We start from the raw sequence: 14,920 nt of genomic DNA on the forward strand, positions 1-14,920 counted from the left end.
GTCACGACTGTCGCGGTTCGACGAACTCGGCCCACTTCGGCGGCTGCTTGCCCATCTCCTCCATCATCTCCAGCATGTCGCGGAGATCGGTGACGTTCGGCGAGGTGCCGGCGAACCAGTCGCTGACGCTGTCCCACGCCTTGCGCGCGCCCTCGCCCTCGACGACGTCCCAGACGGGCGGGTCGTCCTGGTCCAGGTCGGCGCCGTCGACGACGTGGTAGGCGTAGCCCTGGTGGGCCGTGAGGGCGAGCAGGCCGCGCGGGTCGGCGAGCTCGTGGTCGAGCTGGTTCAGCGTGGCGACGACGTGCCGTTTGCGTTCGGCCGTCATCGCGTTGACCCCGAACGCCGTGCCGGCGAGCCACAGTCCTGATTGGACACCCATGATCCGCAGAACCTCGCGCACCGCCTCGGGAACGCGGTCCACGCCCTGCTCCGCCGCCATCTGGTCGATCTCGTCGTCGGACGCGCCGACCACGGACCCGCGGCGCAGACCGGCCGCGCACACGCGGTCGAAGATGGCGTCGATGCGCTCGATCGGGTTGTCAGTCGGTTGGTTCACAGCGGGTAGAGCCTTTCTCCAGCTCGGTTGACGACTTCCAGTCGCATGTTCGGGAAAATGCGCTCGTAGGCGAGCATGACCTTCTGGCACGACATGCAGATCTGGAACTCGGCCGGTGTCCCGTCGCGCTTGGCCGACGGCAGGTCGACCACCATGCGGAGATCGCCCGAGATGTCGGCTGCGGAGAACGGCGTGTACGTCGTGCCGTTCGCCTCGGCCTGCGCCGCGGCGCGCTTGTTCAGCTCGTCGATCGCGAGGGACATGCGGTCCTGCGTGCGCTGCACCTCGCCCTTGAAGCCGTCCCGGTAGTAGTTCGGGTCTTCCTTGGCGAGGGTGTCGACCATCTTGTTGGCCTCGCGCAACGCCGCGTCGACCTCCTTGCGGGACAACCCGCTGTACTCGGCGAGCTGGTGCCGCGCGAGGTCCTCGAACATCTTCGGTTCCGAGTCGTTGACCCTGGGCGTGCCGCTGCCGTCGCGCCAGCCGCCGCTCTCCGGGTCGTACGAGGTCGCGTTGGACGTCTCGAAGAGGCGCTCGTTCTTCGGCGGCTGCTGCGGGGCTTCCGCCGCGGGACTCCAGTCGTGCTGCTTGCCGCTGAAGTTGTAGAAGTCGGCCGACTCGCCGTCGCGGTCGCTGCGGTAACGCGCCGTCGAGAGGGTGCGCTCGTGCGGGCGGCGTTCGGCGTCCGTGCTCGGGTTGCGGCCGGTCATCTCGCGAACGGAGTCGAGCCCCTCCTCGCGCTTCTCGCGGTTCTCCTCGCGCAGCTCGCGGAAGTCGTCCTCCCGCTCGCCTCGCCGCTCGGCGGACTCCGGCGCGGACTCGGGCGTTTCGTCGCCCCAGTTGGGCTCGTGCCCTGGCGGGTGAGGACTTTCGTGAATGGTCTGCGAGCCGTCCGGACCGAACGTGCGCCACTCGCCGTCCGGCGGCCAGCCGGGGCGGTTGTTGCTGTCGCTCCTGCTGGCGAAGAGGTTGCCGTCGTAGTCGACCCAGGCGTCCGTGTTCGGTGCGGTGACCGGCACGCCGAGCTCCTGGGCGAGCTGGGCCGCGAACCCGTCGTCCTGCTTGCCCGCGTCACAGCCGATGAGGGTGATCGGGTCGCCGGGCTTGTAGTCGGGGTTCGCGCGGACGATGTCTGCCACGTCCCTCGCGGTGAGAGGGTAGTTGCCCACATGTGCGTTGACCGCGTTGCTGTGCACGTCGACGACGAACTGGCCCGGGATCCTGGGCAGTGCGTCGGCCGAGTAGATGCTGTTGCCGTCCACGCTCTTGTCGTAGATCGACATGCCGGCCGGAGTGCTGCGCACGTGGTCGCGCACGACCGGGTCGAGTTCCTCGCTGAGCGAGCCGAGGCGGTCGCTGAGCGGTTTCCGCGGGCGTTGCGGGGGCTCTTCGTCGCGGCGGTCGGTGTCGTGGTGCTGGTCGTGATGCTGGTCGTGGTCCTGTTTGGACGGTTCGTCGTGGTGGTGCGCCTGGTCTTGCGGGGCCGGGTCGTGGTGTGGGCGGTCTTGGTCGTGGTGCGGGCGGTCCTGGTCGTGGAGCGGGCGGTCCTGGTCGTGGTGTGGACGGTCCTGGGCCGGATGCGGCTGATCCTGAACCGGGCGCGGCTGATCCTGGACCGGGCGCGGCTGGTCGGTCCGATCGGCTTCGGGCTTGGGATGGCTCGGCGGGGTGTGGTCCCGCGCGGTGTCGGGAGCCGGTCGGCTGGTGGAATCCTGCGCGTTCAGGCGGTCGAGCATCGACGGCGTGGACTGCCGGTCGGTGCGCGTCGGCGGCTGCTGGGACGTCGGCTGGGACGGCTGCGAGGTGTTGAGCCGGTCCGCGATGGACGGGCGTGGCAGGTCCGACTGCCGCGGCTGGGACGGCAGTGGTTGCGTCGGGCCTTGCCGGCGCTCTTCGGACGTGTCGGCCTTCGCCGGACTGTCACTGTGCTGCGGTGACACCGGTTCCCGGCTCGGACGCGGCCGCTCAGCTGGGCTGTCCGACTGCGCGGTGGTGCTGTCGGAGGTGGTCTTGTGGCCGACGAAGTCCGGGTTCGGCACGAACGGCCCGAGCACGTATCCGCCCGCCTCGTACCGGACCTGGTGCCAGCCCTCGACGTAACGCCAGTCGATGCCACCGGGGAAGAGCGTCTCCTTCTCGGAGTACTCGCGGTGATGGCCGACGTTGTGCAGCGTGTCGTCGGTCATGATGCCGCCCGGCGCCTTGACCACGTACATCTTGCCGGCGCCGACGCCTGCCTCCTCCATCGCGACGCGCTGGTCGGAGCTGGTGCTGACGTAGGCGTTGGTGTGCCCGTCGACGTGCCGGACCAGGTCCGGCTTCTCGTCGGGCCGCGGCACGTCGAAGCCGCCGGCCGCCTTGATCTCCTCCGGTGACCGCCGGTCGCCCCGGTACAGGGCGTTCTCGTCGCGCATCCAGCCGGGAACGTCCCGGTGCACGACCTTCGACGGGTCCACCCCGTACGTCGACGGATCGACGTACCGCATGGCGACCGGTGGGCCGCCGTCCGGGCCGGGAGGCGGCGGGGTGTGTTGCTGTTGCGGTTGCCGGGTGTCGGGCGTCCGGTGCTGAGTGTCCGGTGTGGACTGATGGGTGTCCGGCGTCCGGTGCTGGGTGTCCGGCGTCGGCTGGGAGCCGGTCGGGCCGAAGGAACCGGGGGCGGGCGGCACACCCGGATGCGGGCGCACGGGAGGCGCGAACGACTGCGGCGGCATGCCGGGACGGCGGTCGCCACCGTGCGGGACGGGCGGGTTGCCGTGGCCGGGCGGTGCCGGACGTGCCGGAGCGTGTCCCGCCGGCGCGGGCTGCTGGTGGAAGCCGGAGGGCGGACCGCCAGGACGAGGCGCACCAGGCCCGTTCGGAACGTTGGGGTGCAGGCCCGGCTGACGTCCGCCCATGCCGGGACCGTTGGGGTGTCCGGGGGCCATGCCGGGACGCATGGGCGGACCACCGGGAGGCATGCCCTGACCACCGGGACGCATGCCGGGACCGCCAGGAGGCATGCCGGGGTGAGCGCCTGGGCCGTCGGGGTGCGGGCCGGGTCCTCCCGGACGCATGCCGGGAGGTGCGCCGGGGTTCGGGCCGCCGAAGCCTTGAGGTGAGGTGCGAGGCGGCGGGCCGCCCGGGTTGGGAGCCGTGTTCGCCGGGCCGGGGCCGCCTCGGCCGGGTGCGGGGTGAACGGGTGCACCGGGATTGGGCGTGCCCATCGGGTGCGCCGGGGCGCCCGGCGGGCGGTTTTGGCCACCGGCCATCGGCGTTCCGGCGGGTGGCCCGCCAGCAGGGGTACGTCCCGGACCAGCCGCGGGCGCAGGTCCATGACCACCGCGCGCAGGTCCATGACCACCTGCCATCGGCATCCCAGCGGGAGGGCCACCAGCAGGACCACGTCCCTGACCGGGCGCGGGTGCGTGGCCACCAGGTGCACGGCTCTGACCGGCGGGCGCGGGTCCATGACCACCGGCCATCGGCGCACCAGCAGGCGGACCGCCGACAGGAGCGCGGCCCTGACCAGCCGCTGACGCAGCCACGGGCTGGCCACCGGGCGCACGACCCTGACCAGCCGCAGGCGGACCACCGGCAGACGGACGTCCTTGGCCACCGGCCATCGGCGCACCAGCGGGCAGACCACCCGCAGGAGCACGGCCCTGACCAGCCGCAGGCGGACCACCAGCGGGTGTCGTGCCAGGACGAGGTGCACCACCGGTGCCGGCGTTCAGCCCTGCCGGGCTGGGCATGCGCGGCGGCGCGCCACCCGAAGGCGGCTTGGCACCACCGGCAGGTGCCGTGGGAGCCGAAGACTTGGCCGGGCTGGTCGTCGGCGCACCCGAAGGCGTGGTCGAGCCGCCCGGCCGATCGGGCAGTTTCACCGACGGACCGGAGACGGAAGGCGTCTTCACGGACCCGTTGCCCGAGGTGCCGCCCGGAATCGGAGGCGGTGCCGAGGTGCGGTTGCCCGAGGATGACGACGTGGACGTCGGCGTGCTGGTCGACGAGGTGCTGGAGGTCCGGGTCTGCGCGTTCGGCTGGATGCGGTTCATCGACGACGCGACCGACTGGTCGGTGTTGCGCGCCGTTTGGGCGGTTTCCCTGGTTTTCGTGCCCGCGTGGTCTGCGGCGGCGGCTGCCTTCTCGGCGCCGCCGCGGGCGGTCTGGATCGCCTTGTCGGCTTGCTGCATCGCCACCTGGCCGAACACGCCCGCGCTGCCCGAGGTGGCGTTGATGTTCAGCTTGCTCGCGACGCTGGAGCGGACCTGGTCACCGCGGTTGGTGATCTTGCCGCCGAGCGACTCGACGGCGTCCGGGTCCATCCGGGTGCCGCGGCCACCCACACCACCCGGAGAAGACGACGGTGTCGACGGTGTGCTGTGACCGCTGCTGCTGTGTGAGCTACCGCCGTGATGAGAGGAGGATCCCCGAGTCTTGCCGGTCATCAGGCGGTGGCAGGCGGCATGTCGTAGGGCTTCACCGCGTCGTACGCGGACTTCGCGTAGCCGCCGTACTCAGCGAACCTCTCCAGCCCCTTGACCAGGCCTTCCATCTTCTGCGCCAGCTTGGCCATGCGACCGCCGAAGCGGGCCATCGCCGACGCCAGCTTCGACAGCCTGCCCGCGATCTTGGTCGCCATCATCGCGGCGCGCGTGCCCGCGTAGCCGGCGAACGCGGCGATGGAGCTGCCGAGCGTGACCACCGCCGACGCCGCGGCGATCAGCGCGCTCGCGATCAGCTCACCGATCAGGTCCGAGATCCAGCCGAACACCAGCGACCGCAGTTCGCAGACGAGCGCGCCGGAAAGCGCGTAGATCGCCGCGGTGCCGTCCATGGTCTTGCCGAGCGCCTCGTACTCGGCGGCCATCTGCTCCATCTCGCGCTTGAACGCGTCGCCGGCCTCGCCCTCCCAGTCGGCGACGGCGCGCAGGTCCTCGCGGTGCTCCTGGGCGATCATCTTCATCTCCAGCGCGGCCTGCTTGAGCTGGTCGGTGTTCGCGTTGATCTCGTCAGGGTTGCCCAGCAACGCGTCCAGCGGCTCCCGCAGGAAGTCCACGTGCTCCAGCAGCCAGCCGACACCGGCGGACGCGAGCATGCTCAGCGGGTTCGCCATCGTGGCGACCACGTCCACGACCATGCCGGCACCGCCGAGCGCGACGTCGATGACGTCCGGCCCTTCACCTTCCGACTCCGACGTCAGCGAATCGACGAAGCTCGCGACGCTGTCCACCACGCCGGCGCCGGACGACCACGTGGTCGTGCTGTTCTCCTCTGCCACGGTTCCCCCAGGGCCGATCAGCGGTTCTTGAAGATCGAGCTGTCGCCGAAGTCCTCGTCCTCATCGATGCTCGGACGCGGCGCGGGTCGACGGGCAGGCGGCGGTGGCGCGGCAGTCGCGGCGCGTTCCTCGTACTCCTCGTTGAACGCGTAACCCGACGTCTGCGGCTGCTCTTCCTCCTCCGGCGGCGGCAGGTACTCGGTGATCAGGCGATACGTCTCGGAGCCCTCGCCCTCGACGGCACCGAAGGTCTCCGCGACCTTCACCGCCGCACCGCGCTGCGCCTTGCGCGCGATCTCGAGGATCTCCCCGGACAACTGACCTGGCGCCTTCCGCATGGCGTCCGCCGTCAGCTCCAGGCCCGTCAGCGCACCGTTCGGCGCCACGGTCACCGTGATCGCCCCGTCGTTCGACGACGCCGAACCGCCCGCCTGTGCCAGTCCCTCCTGGACAGCGGCGGCCTTCGCCTGCGCCGCGGCGATCTTCGCCTCGAAGTCCCGCATCCACTCTTCGGGCGTCTTCACCTGCACTCCACCCCACACTCGACCGTACGGACCAGAGGATGGCACACCTCAGGCCGACGCGTTGTCCGAACGACCGGACCGGGGTCATCCGGGTTTCGTCGGAGGTCCGCCCAGAGGCTTACGCGATGCTGCCCTCCGCCGACGACGAGCAGTAGCGCACGCCGTTCACCTCGTCGAGGTTGTCGAAGGTGACCTTGTACCCGTTCAGGGTCGCGCCCTCGTAGTACAACGCCTGCTCGCCGCCCTGCACCACATGCCGTGCCACGCCTGAGGAGTCCGTTGTGGCCTGTGCGATCAGGCGCCCCTCCTCACCTGCGGGACCGGTGGCTCGCGTGTAGAACGCCACCCGGCCGCCGGAGACCGGTGTGCCGTCGGAGGACAGCACGGCCTCCAGAGCCAGGGGCGTGCCGGACGCCGGGCGGGCTTCGAGTGACGTGTCCGTGCAGAAGACGCCGCAGCCGGTCGCGGTCGTCGAGGCGGCGACCAGCACGACCGGCAGGAGATTCCTGATCACGAAACGAGATTCGCAGATCGGCAGTCGTCGCACCGGCGAAACTGACATCCTGGCCGCCATGATCGAGACAGCGAGGCTGGCAGGCTTCTTCGCCGCCCACGGTGTTTGGTGTGTCTCAGAAGGAGAGACGCTGATCCCGTTGCTCGGGTACCTGCACCCCGACGGCGAGTACGGAATGGACCGGCTGATGTTCGACGACTACGCCGAGGGTGCCCGCGCCGGGCAGGACGCGCTGGCGGACGGCGATCCCAGCTGGCTCGGCGCCGTGCTCGTGGCCGACGGCTACATCCACCTCGACCAGGGCAAGACGGACGCGTTGCTGATCGAGGCCGTCCACTACGGACCGCAGCGGCAGAGCATGCGGCTCGCTCTGCCCTACCGGCCAGCTCAGGACTCGCGCGGATTCGCCGTGCACAAGCCGAAGTTCATGGACGTGGACTGCGACGACCCGGAGTTCGACGCGATGGCGGAGGCGTTCTTCGTCGGTGCCGCGTCCCACACCGAGGCCCACGCGGTGTGGGACGCGCACCTGGACGAAACGGTCTAACGGCCGGTCACCGTGCAGGTGGCCGTGGCGGTCTTGGCCGGGTTGCTCTCCGAGGTGGCCGTGAGGGTCACCTTCGACGAGATCGGCCCACCGGTGCGCTGAGCGTGCACCGCGACGTCGACGCGCCCGCCGAACTTGGCCGTGGCCAAGGCGTTCGGCACGGAGACGGACCAGCCGTTCTCCGCCTTCGCGGTCACGCGGTACACGTCACCGTCGAGGTACTGGTCGACGGGCTCCGGGTGCTGGCTTCCCGGCGGCGCGGTGCGGCCCGTGTTGGTCAGCGGGAAGCGGCACGTCGCAACGCCTGTGCCGTCGACGCGAGCCGCGGTCGGGGTGACCCGCACGCCTCGCTGCTGCGGACCCGCGCCGTCCAGCGACCGGATCGCCACCGTGTAGGACAAGACGCCGCGCGAGTCGCGTTGCACGTCCAGCACGTAGAAGTGCAGCCGGTTGGCCGTGTCGACGTACTCGTACTCGCTGCCGGAGTTCGTACCCGCGTGGAACAGGGCGTCCGCCAGCTGCCGGTAGTCGCCGACCGTGATCGGGACCTTGGTGCCGTCGGGCAGGACGTAGTCGGTCATGCCGATGTCCTGCGGGTTGGCGTCGATCACCCACGTGAACGGGGCCGCGTCCTGGTTCTTCGTCTTGGCCAGCAACACACCCGCGTCCGGAGTGAACGAGTCGGCGCCCATCCTGTCGACGACCTCGAGCGTGTAGTTGTTGTAGCCGCCGCCATCGCAGAACGGGTTGGTCGCCACGTTGCAGGCGGGCGACTTGTCACCGGTGCCGAGCGCGAGGTTGATGCCCGTCAGGCCGGTCATCCCCGGGTTGACCTCGCGGGCGGTGATCTTCGCAATGACCACGCCGGAGCCGGAGAGCGCTTCCCTGGACAGCCGCAGCACGTTGCGCTCGTCGATGATGCCGAGCTTGATCCGGTTGCGGAACGTCTGCTGTGCGCCGAGCGACCCGCCACCGGTCGCGGGGATCGTCCAGCGCGAGTGGGGGCCGCCGGGGCCGTTGAACGAACCGCGCGACAGCATGTCCCACGGGCCGCTGTAGTCGCGGCGCGGCGGGCTGCCGTACGGGTTGTTGTAGTTGTCGCCGATGCCGAGGATGTGGCTCAGCTCGTGCGCGTACACGCCCTGGCCCGAGCTCTCGGCCTGCGCGGAGGAGCCACCGCCCGCGTTGGGCCAGATGCTCGAACCCGCGGCCCACGACGTCCAGTCGACATAACGGGTCTTCGACCAGTTCGGCAGTGCGGGGTCCGGCGGGCCGAAGTCGTCGGTGACGTCCTCCTTGGTCCGGAACTTCATCATCCCGAACTCCTGCCACGTGCCGGACTCGTCCTGGCCCGCGGACAGGTAGTAGATGAAGTCGTACCCGTTGGGCACCTCGTTGCCGACGTCGGCGACCCACGCGGCACGGCCGTCGGTGCGGATGTTGCGGTTGCACGAGTCACCGGCGGGGCAACCGGTGCCGCCCTGGAACTCCATGGCGTACTCGTGGTCCTTGCCCGGCATCGTGTACGGGCCGAACGCCTTCAGCTCGACGCCGTAGCGCCCGCCGGAGGTCTCCATCCAGTACTCGTGCACGGTGTGGCCGCGGTTGAGCCCGTTCGGCTTGTTGAGGAAGTCCTGGTAGAACTGCGCGACCTGGTTGCGAGGGACGTTGTTGGCCTCCGCACTCGGGTTGCCGAACACCGTGGAGTTCTTCGGTTGCGTGACGACGAACGGCTGGTTCGGGTAGTCCAGGAGGACCGGCGCGCCCTTGAAGTTGCGCACCGAGCCGCGGACAGCCGGGTCGGCCCAGTTCGTTCCCGGGATCTTCCTGTAGTCCCGTTCCCACGTCATGTGGTCCGGGTTGACCCAGTTCTGCGGGTCGATCGGGCCGGGGAACCCGTCGACGGCGGCCACGCGCGCCGCGTCCCTGGTCTGCTGCCAGGGCTGCTGCTGGGGCCAGTGGTCGTACTGCCACGGATGTGTTGGCTGGTCAGGGGAAGCGGCTGAGTTGCCGGCAGTGATCATCGCGACCGATAACAGCGCGGTGATCATCAGGGCAGGGCGCCGGTGTCTGCGGTCCATACCACCACCGTGGTGCAGAGCCGCCCGCGTCAACCACCGACGATCGTCGGCAGCTTGAGGCGTACTGAGGCGCCTTGTCCGGTGGGCAGGAACCGCACGGCACCTCCGTGCACCGCAACGATGTCCGCCACGATCGCCAGCCCCAGGCCGGAACCGGGCAGGCCGCGGGCACCGGGCGCGCGCCAGAACCGTTCGAACGCCGCCTCCCTGTGTTCGGCCGGCAGTCCGGGGCCCTCGTCGGTGACGGTGAGCCAGCCCGGCCGGGAGCGGACGGTGATCGTCGAACCGGGCGGGCCGAACTTCACCGCGTTGTCCAGCAGGTTCAGCACGCTGCGTTCGAGCGCGGCGGCGTCGCCGAGGGTTCGCCACGGCGAGCGGTCGACGTCGAAGACGTGGTCGTGGGCACGGCTGCGGGCGCGTTTCACGGCGCGGTCGATCACGTCGGCGACCTCGACGGGTTCGCGGGCCAGTTCGCGGTCGTCGCGGGCGAGCACGACGAGCTCGGTGACCAGGTCGCTGAACTCCTGGCTCTGGGCCTGCAGGCGGTCGAGGACCTCACCGCGCTGGGGCAGCTCGCGGCCCGTGCGTTCGCTGCGCACCAACAGATCGATGTTGGTGCGCAGGCTCGTCAACGGTGTGCGGAGCTCGTGGGCGGCGTCGTTGACGAGATCTCGCTGCCGGCGGCGGGATTCGGCCAGTGCGGCGGTCATCGACGTGAAGGCGCGGCCGAGTCTGCCGACCTCGTCCTGACCCGAGACGGTGACCGGGGTGCTCAGGTCCTCGGTGCGGGCGATGTGCTCGGCGGTTTCGGTGAGGCGTTCCATCGGGGCGAGCGCGCGGCGGGTCAGCCAGAGGCCGAGTGCGGCGACCAGCACCGCGCCGAAGACGGCGACGCTCACCAGCACCCCCGCCAGCGCGGCCAGCGTGTCGTCGATCTCGACCAGGCTGCGGCTGAGGATCAGGACGTCGCCGTTGTCCAGCGGTACCAGCAGAACCCGCACCGACGCCCCCGACGCCGTCAGGCCGTCGCGGAACGTCGTGGTGGTCACCTGGTCGTCGCCGGCGATGGTGACGACCGGGTCGACGCCGGGCGGCGCGCAGGTGCTGCCGTCGGACTTGAACAGCTGGATGCCCTGGAGGACCAGTTGCAGCCCCTGGCCGGGAACGCCCTCGTCGCACCGCAGCTTGAACTCCCGCCGCATCCCTGGCTCCGGTGGCCGCAGGACGGGTGGCGGCAGGCTCGCGAGCATCGACTTGTCCAGCTGGGTGCGCAGGTTGTGCTCGGTCACGAGCCAGGTGACGACGCTGATCCCGGCGATCGCGACCGCCACCACGCAAGCGGTGATCAACGCCAGTTTGCTGCGCAGCAACACCGGGGCCTTCACGACGACTCGCGCAGGATGAAACCCATGCCGCGCACCGTGTGCAGCAGACGGGACCGGCCGCCTGCCTCGGTCTTGCGGCGCAGGTAGCCGATGTACACGTCGAGGTTGTTGGTGCCCTGGTCGTGACCCCACACGGCGTGCTTGAGGTGCTGCTTGGTCAGCAACCGCTGCGGCTCGCGGAGGAACACCGCGAGCAGGTCGAACTCGGTCGGGGTCAGGTCGAGCCGCGTGCCGGCCCTGGTGACCTCGCGGGCCTGCGGATCCATGGCCAGGTCGGCGAAGCGCAGCGCGCTCGGGACCGGTCTCAGCCGGTTCTGCTTGAGCAGCGCGCGGACGCGGGCCAGGAGCTCCTCCAGCGCGAACGGCTTGACCAGGTAGTCGTCGGCGCCGGCGTCCAGGCCGGTGACCCGGTCGCCCAGCGCGTCACGGGCGGTGAGCATCAGCACCGGCAGGCGCTCTCCCGCCGCGCGCAACCGGCGGCAGGCCTCCGAACCGTCGACGTTCGGCATCATCAGGTCGAGGATCGCCAGGTCGATGCCGGTGAGCAGGCGCAACGCCTCGGCTCCGTCGGCGGCGGTGGTGACCTGGTAGCCCTCGAACTCGAGGCTGCGCCGCAGACTGTCCCGGACGTCCGGGTCGTCGTCCACCACGAGCAGTCGCATGCCGGTGACGGTAGAGACGGAACCTGTGAGCCCGCTGTGTGAAGCGGCCGCCTCTCACGAATCTCTCAGCAGAAGCCAAGGACGTTCTCACGACCGCGTCACCACTCTCGGTGGTGCAGCGATCACCGCTGTGTCCACAGTAGAACGGAGATCCAATGGCGGTGAGCACCGCACAGGCCACGGGGACGGTGGACATCATGATCCCCGTCTACAACGAGGAACGCGCCCTGCCTGGTTGCGTCGAGGTGCTGCACGCATTCCTCGAAGAGCAGTTCCCGTTCGACTGGTCGATCGTGGTCGTGGACAACGCCAGCACCGACGCAACCCTGGCGGTGGCCGAGAAGCTGGCCGCCCGGTACGAGCGGGTCCGCGTGCACCACCTCGACCGCAAGGGCCGCGGGCTCGCGTTGCGGGAGTCGTGGGGTGCCAGCGAGGCGGCCGTCGTCGTCTACATGGACGTCGACCTCTCCACCGGACTGGACGGGCTGCTGCCGCTGGTCGCGCCGCTGCTCAACGGGCACTCGGACCTCGCGATCGGCTCTCGGCTCGCACCCGGTTCGCGGACGGTGCGCGGACCACGCCGTGAGCTGGTCTCCCGCGCGTACAACGCGTTGATCCGGCTGACGCACGGCGCGCGGTTCAGCGACGCCCAGTGCGGCTTCAAGGCGGCGCGGACCGAGGTCGTCCGGCCGTTGCTCGACCGGGCGCGCGACGAGGCGTGGTTCTTCGACACCGAGCTGCTGCTCCTGGCCGAGCACAACGGTCTGCGGGTGCACGAGGTGCCGGTCGACTGGGTCGAGGACGTGGACAGCCGGGTCGACGTCGTGCGCACCGCGATCGACGACATCAAGGGCCTGATCCGAGTGGCGCGCGCCAAGGCCAACGGCACGGCGCTCGTTCGCGGTCTGCCGCAACGGCCCCAGCCCCGCGCCATCCACCCCGACGCCGTGCTGAGCCGCAGCGAGGGCGGGCTCTCCTGGCAGATGCTGTCGTTCGCGGTGATCGGCGTGATCTCCACGCTCGCGAACCTGGCTCTGTACGGCGTCTTCCGGCTGTGGTGGCCGGTGCTGACGGCCAACCTCGCCGCTCTGGTGATCACGACTCTCTTCAACACGGAGGCCAACCGCCGCTTCACCTTCACGGCCCGCAACACCGCCCGCGGCAGAACGCATCTGCAGGGCTTCGTGGTGTTCGGCCTCTACTACGCGTTCACGTCGGCCGCGCTGCTCGTCCTGCACGCGGCCGTTCCCGACCCGTCCCGCGCGCTGGAGCTGGCCGTGCTGCTCGGCTCGTCGGCCATCGGCACGGTGGGGCGCTTCTTCCTGTTGCGGAGCTGGGTGTTCCGCCGGGTCAACCGAAAGGACCAGGCATGACCGCCACTGCCGAAGTGGCTTCTCCCGCCGACACGCCGGAATCCCACCGGCCTTCCCGTTGGCACGTGTGGGCGCTCGTCGCGATCTGTGTAGTGGCAGGGGTTCTGTACGTGTGGGCGATCGGCTCCGGCCAGATCGGCAACGCGTACTACTCGGCCGCCGCGAAGTCCATGTCGACGAGCTTCACCAACTTCCTGTTCGGCTCCTTCGACCCCGCCGGGGTGGTGACCGTCGACAAGCCGCCGATGGCGTTGTGGCCTCAGGCCGTCGCCGTGTGGCTCTTCGGGTTCCACGGGTGGGCGGTGTTGCTGCCGCAGGTGATCGAGGGTGTGGCGGCGGTGTTCCTGTTGCACCGCACGGTCCGGCTGTGGGCGGACGAGAAGGTGGCGTTGCTCGCGGCGCTGATCCTGGCGCTGACGCCGATCACCGTGGCGATCAACCGGGACAACAACCCGGACACGCTGCTGGTGTTGCTGCTCGTGGCCGCGGCCTACGCGTTCACACGGTCTGTTCGCGCGGACGGGAGCAGGAAGTGGTTGCTGTGGTGCGCGTTCTTCCTCGGCTGCGGGTTCCTGACCAAGATGCTGCAGGCCTGGATCGTGGTGCCTGCCTTCGCTCTGGCGTACCTCGTCGGTGTGTCGACGCCGGTGAAGCGGCGGATTCTCGACCTGCTGGCGGCCGCCGCGGTGCTCGTGGCGTCGTCGTTCTGGTGGGTGGCGCTGCACGCGTGGTGGCCGGGATCCAAGCCGTACATCGGCGGCAGCACGGACGGCGGCGCCTGGGACCTGATCATCGGGTACAACGGTCTCGGCCGGGTGTTCGGCGGTGACGGCAACCGGGGTGGTTCCGGGCCGCCTCCGGAGATGGAGTTCGCCGGGCCCGGCGGTGGTGCGATGTTCGGCGGGCAGCCGGGGATCACGCGCATGTTCGACGCCTCGGTCGGTGGGCAGATCTCGTGGCTGTTGCCGTTGTGCCTGGTGGTGTTGGCCGCGGTCTCCGTCGCCGGCGTGCTGCGGTGGCGGGCGAAGGCCCCCGGCAATCCCGCCGAACGCGCCGGCTGGTTCATGTGGGGTGGCTGGCTGCTCGTCACGGCCGCGGTGTTCAGCTTCGCGCAGGGCATCTTCCACCCGTACTACACGACGATGCTGGCGCCGGCGGTGGCCGCGATCAGTGCTGCCGGGATCGTGATGTTCTGGCGCGCCAAGAGCTTTGTGCGGTTCCTGCTGCCGCTGACGGTCGCGATCACCGCGGTGTGGGCGTTCGTGGTGGTGTCGCGCGACACGTCGTTCCACGGGTGGACTCGCTGGGCGACGATCGGAGTCGCCGTGGTCGCGGTGGTCGTGCTCCTTCTCGGTCTGCGGCGGGTCGGGCTGGTGGCCGCGCTCGTCGCCGTGCTGCTGACCCCCGCGGTGTGGTCCACCGCCACCGCTGCCAGGGCGAGCAACAACGGCGTGATGCCCGCGGCCGGGCCGATCGATCGCGCCGGCGGTGGGTTCATCTACCGCAACGGCCAGCCGCCGCCGAACGGGATGCAGCCACCCGCTGGAATGCAACCACCCGGAGGCATGCGCAACCGCGGGCCGATGATCGGTGGTCCGGGTGGCATGCGCGGCGAGCTGACCGACGAGCAGAAGCGGATCCTGAAGTACGCCAAGGAGAACAGCGGCGGCGCCGAGATCACCCTGGCGGTCGACGGATCGGCGCAGGCGGCTTCGCCGTTCATCATGGGCTCGGACGAGGTGGTGATCGGCATGGGCGGGTTCTCCGGCTCGGACAACGCGCCGTCGGTCGACCAGCTCCAGTCGTGGGTGAGCGAGGGCAAGCTGAAGTTCGTGCTCGGCGGCGGAGAGCGCGGCGGCCCGCGCGGCGGCCGCGGCGACCACGGCCGCCAGGAGTGGATCCAGCAGCACTGCTCCACAGTGGACCCGAGCGCGTACGGCGGATCCACCGAGACCCTGCTGGAGTGCCACGCGTGAGGTGATGCGCCCAGGCCACGGCCCAGGCGCACGCCC

12 protein-coding genes are annotated in these 14,920 nt (G+C 70.3%); 4 read left to right on the forward strand and 8 right to left on the reverse strand.

The genetic code is table 11. The features are described 5' to 3' along the window. Position 1: 1 nt before the first annotated feature. Positions 2-559: an SMI1/KNR4 family protein gene (locus IEZ09_RS24670; protein ID WP_189256126.1), complete on the reverse strand. Its 558-nt coding sequence runs from the start codon at positions 557-559 to the stop codon at positions 2-4. Further along, positions 556-3,615, reverse strand: a complete 3,060-nt coding sequence (locus IEZ09_RS24675) for a DUF8616 domain-containing protein (RefSeq protein ID WP_189256127.1) — start codon at positions 3,613-3,615, stop codon at positions 556-558. The genes IEZ09_RS24670 and IEZ09_RS24675 overlap by 4 nt, the downstream gene beginning before the upstream one ends. Before the next feature lie 646 nt (positions 3,616-4,261). Here IEZ09_RS24675 and IEZ09_RS24680 point away from each other — a divergent pair. Then, positions 4,262-4,927 (forward strand): hypothetical protein, encoded by a 666-nt coding sequence (locus tag IEZ09_RS24680; protein WP_189256128.1) that lies wholly within the window; start codon positions 4,262-4,264, stop codon positions 4,925-4,927. A gap of 61 nt (positions 4,928-4,988) precedes the next feature. Here the strand turns inward: IEZ09_RS24680 and IEZ09_RS24685 are convergent, their stop codons facing one another. The 3 genes from IEZ09_RS24685 to IEZ09_RS24695 form a co-directional block, all read right to left on the reverse strand. Further along, positions 4,989-5,822, reverse strand: coding sequence for a WXG100 family type VII secretion target (locus IEZ09_RS24685; protein WP_189256129.1), 834 nt, complete (start codon positions 5,820-5,822; stop codon positions 4,989-4,991). A gap of 17 nt (positions 5,823-5,839) precedes the next feature. Next, positions 5,840-6,346 (reverse strand): YbaB/EbfC family nucleoid-associated protein, encoded by a 507-nt coding sequence (locus IEZ09_RS24690; protein WP_189256130.1) that lies wholly within the window; start codon positions 6,344-6,346, stop codon positions 5,840-5,842. Between the two features lie 118 nt (positions 6,347-6,464). Then, positions 6,465-6,860 (reverse strand): hypothetical protein, encoded by a 396-nt coding sequence (locus IEZ09_RS24695; RefSeq protein ID WP_189256131.1) that lies wholly within the window; start codon positions 6,858-6,860, stop codon positions 6,465-6,467. Between the two features lie 58 nt (positions 6,861-6,918). Between IEZ09_RS24695 and IEZ09_RS24700 the strand changes: the two genes are divergently transcribed. Further along, positions 6,919-7,407 carry a hypothetical protein gene (locus IEZ09_RS24700; RefSeq protein ID WP_189256132.1) on the forward strand — a complete coding sequence of 163 codons (489 nt, stop codon included), beginning with the start codon at positions 6,919-6,921 and terminating at the stop codon, positions 7,405-7,407. Here IEZ09_RS24700 and IEZ09_RS24705 read toward each other — a convergent pair. From IEZ09_RS24705 to IEZ09_RS24715, 3 genes are read right to left on the reverse strand one after another with little or no spacing between them, the layout of a single operon-like run. Continuing rightward, complete coding sequence (locus IEZ09_RS24705; protein WP_229812917.1) at positions 7,404-9,488, reverse strand: M6 family metalloprotease domain-containing protein; 2,085 nt, start codon at positions 9,486-9,488, stop codon at positions 7,404-7,406. The genes IEZ09_RS24700 and IEZ09_RS24705 overlap by 4 nt on opposite strands. A gap of 29 nt (positions 9,489-9,517) precedes the next feature. Beyond that, a complete protein-coding gene (locus tag IEZ09_RS24710) occupies positions 9,518-10,873 on the reverse strand; it encodes a sensor histidine kinase (protein WP_229812918.1) in 1,356 nt (451 codons plus the stop codon). Continuing rightward, positions 10,870-11,535 carry a response regulator transcription factor gene (locus tag IEZ09_RS24715; RefSeq protein WP_189256133.1) on the reverse strand — a complete coding sequence of 222 codons (666 nt, stop codon included), beginning with the start codon at positions 11,533-11,535 and terminating at the stop codon, positions 10,870-10,872. The genes IEZ09_RS24710 and IEZ09_RS24715 overlap by 4 nt, the downstream gene beginning before the upstream one ends. 155 nt (positions 11,536-11,690) lie before the next feature. Between IEZ09_RS24715 and IEZ09_RS24720 the strand changes: the two genes are divergently transcribed. Both IEZ09_RS24720 and IEZ09_RS24725 read left to right on the forward strand, forming a co-directional pair. Beyond that, positions 11,691-12,908 carry a bifunctional glycosyltransferase family 2/GtrA family protein gene (locus IEZ09_RS24720; protein WP_189256134.1) on the forward strand — a complete coding sequence of 406 codons (1,218 nt, stop codon included), beginning with the start codon at positions 11,691-11,693 and terminating at the stop codon, positions 12,906-12,908. Further along, complete coding sequence (locus IEZ09_RS24725) at positions 12,905-14,884, forward strand: ArnT family glycosyltransferase (RefSeq protein ID WP_189256135.1); 1,980 nt, start codon at positions 12,905-12,907, stop codon at positions 14,882-14,884. Before IEZ09_RS24720 ends, IEZ09_RS24725 begins: the two co-directional genes overlap by 4 nt. Positions 14,885-14,920: the final 36 nt, after the last annotated feature.

Origin of the sequence: Lentzea flava (assembly GCF_014648475.1) — a bacterium.
Lineage (GTDB): Bacteria > Actinomycetota > Actinomycetes > Mycobacteriales > Pseudonocardiaceae > Lentzea > Lentzea flava.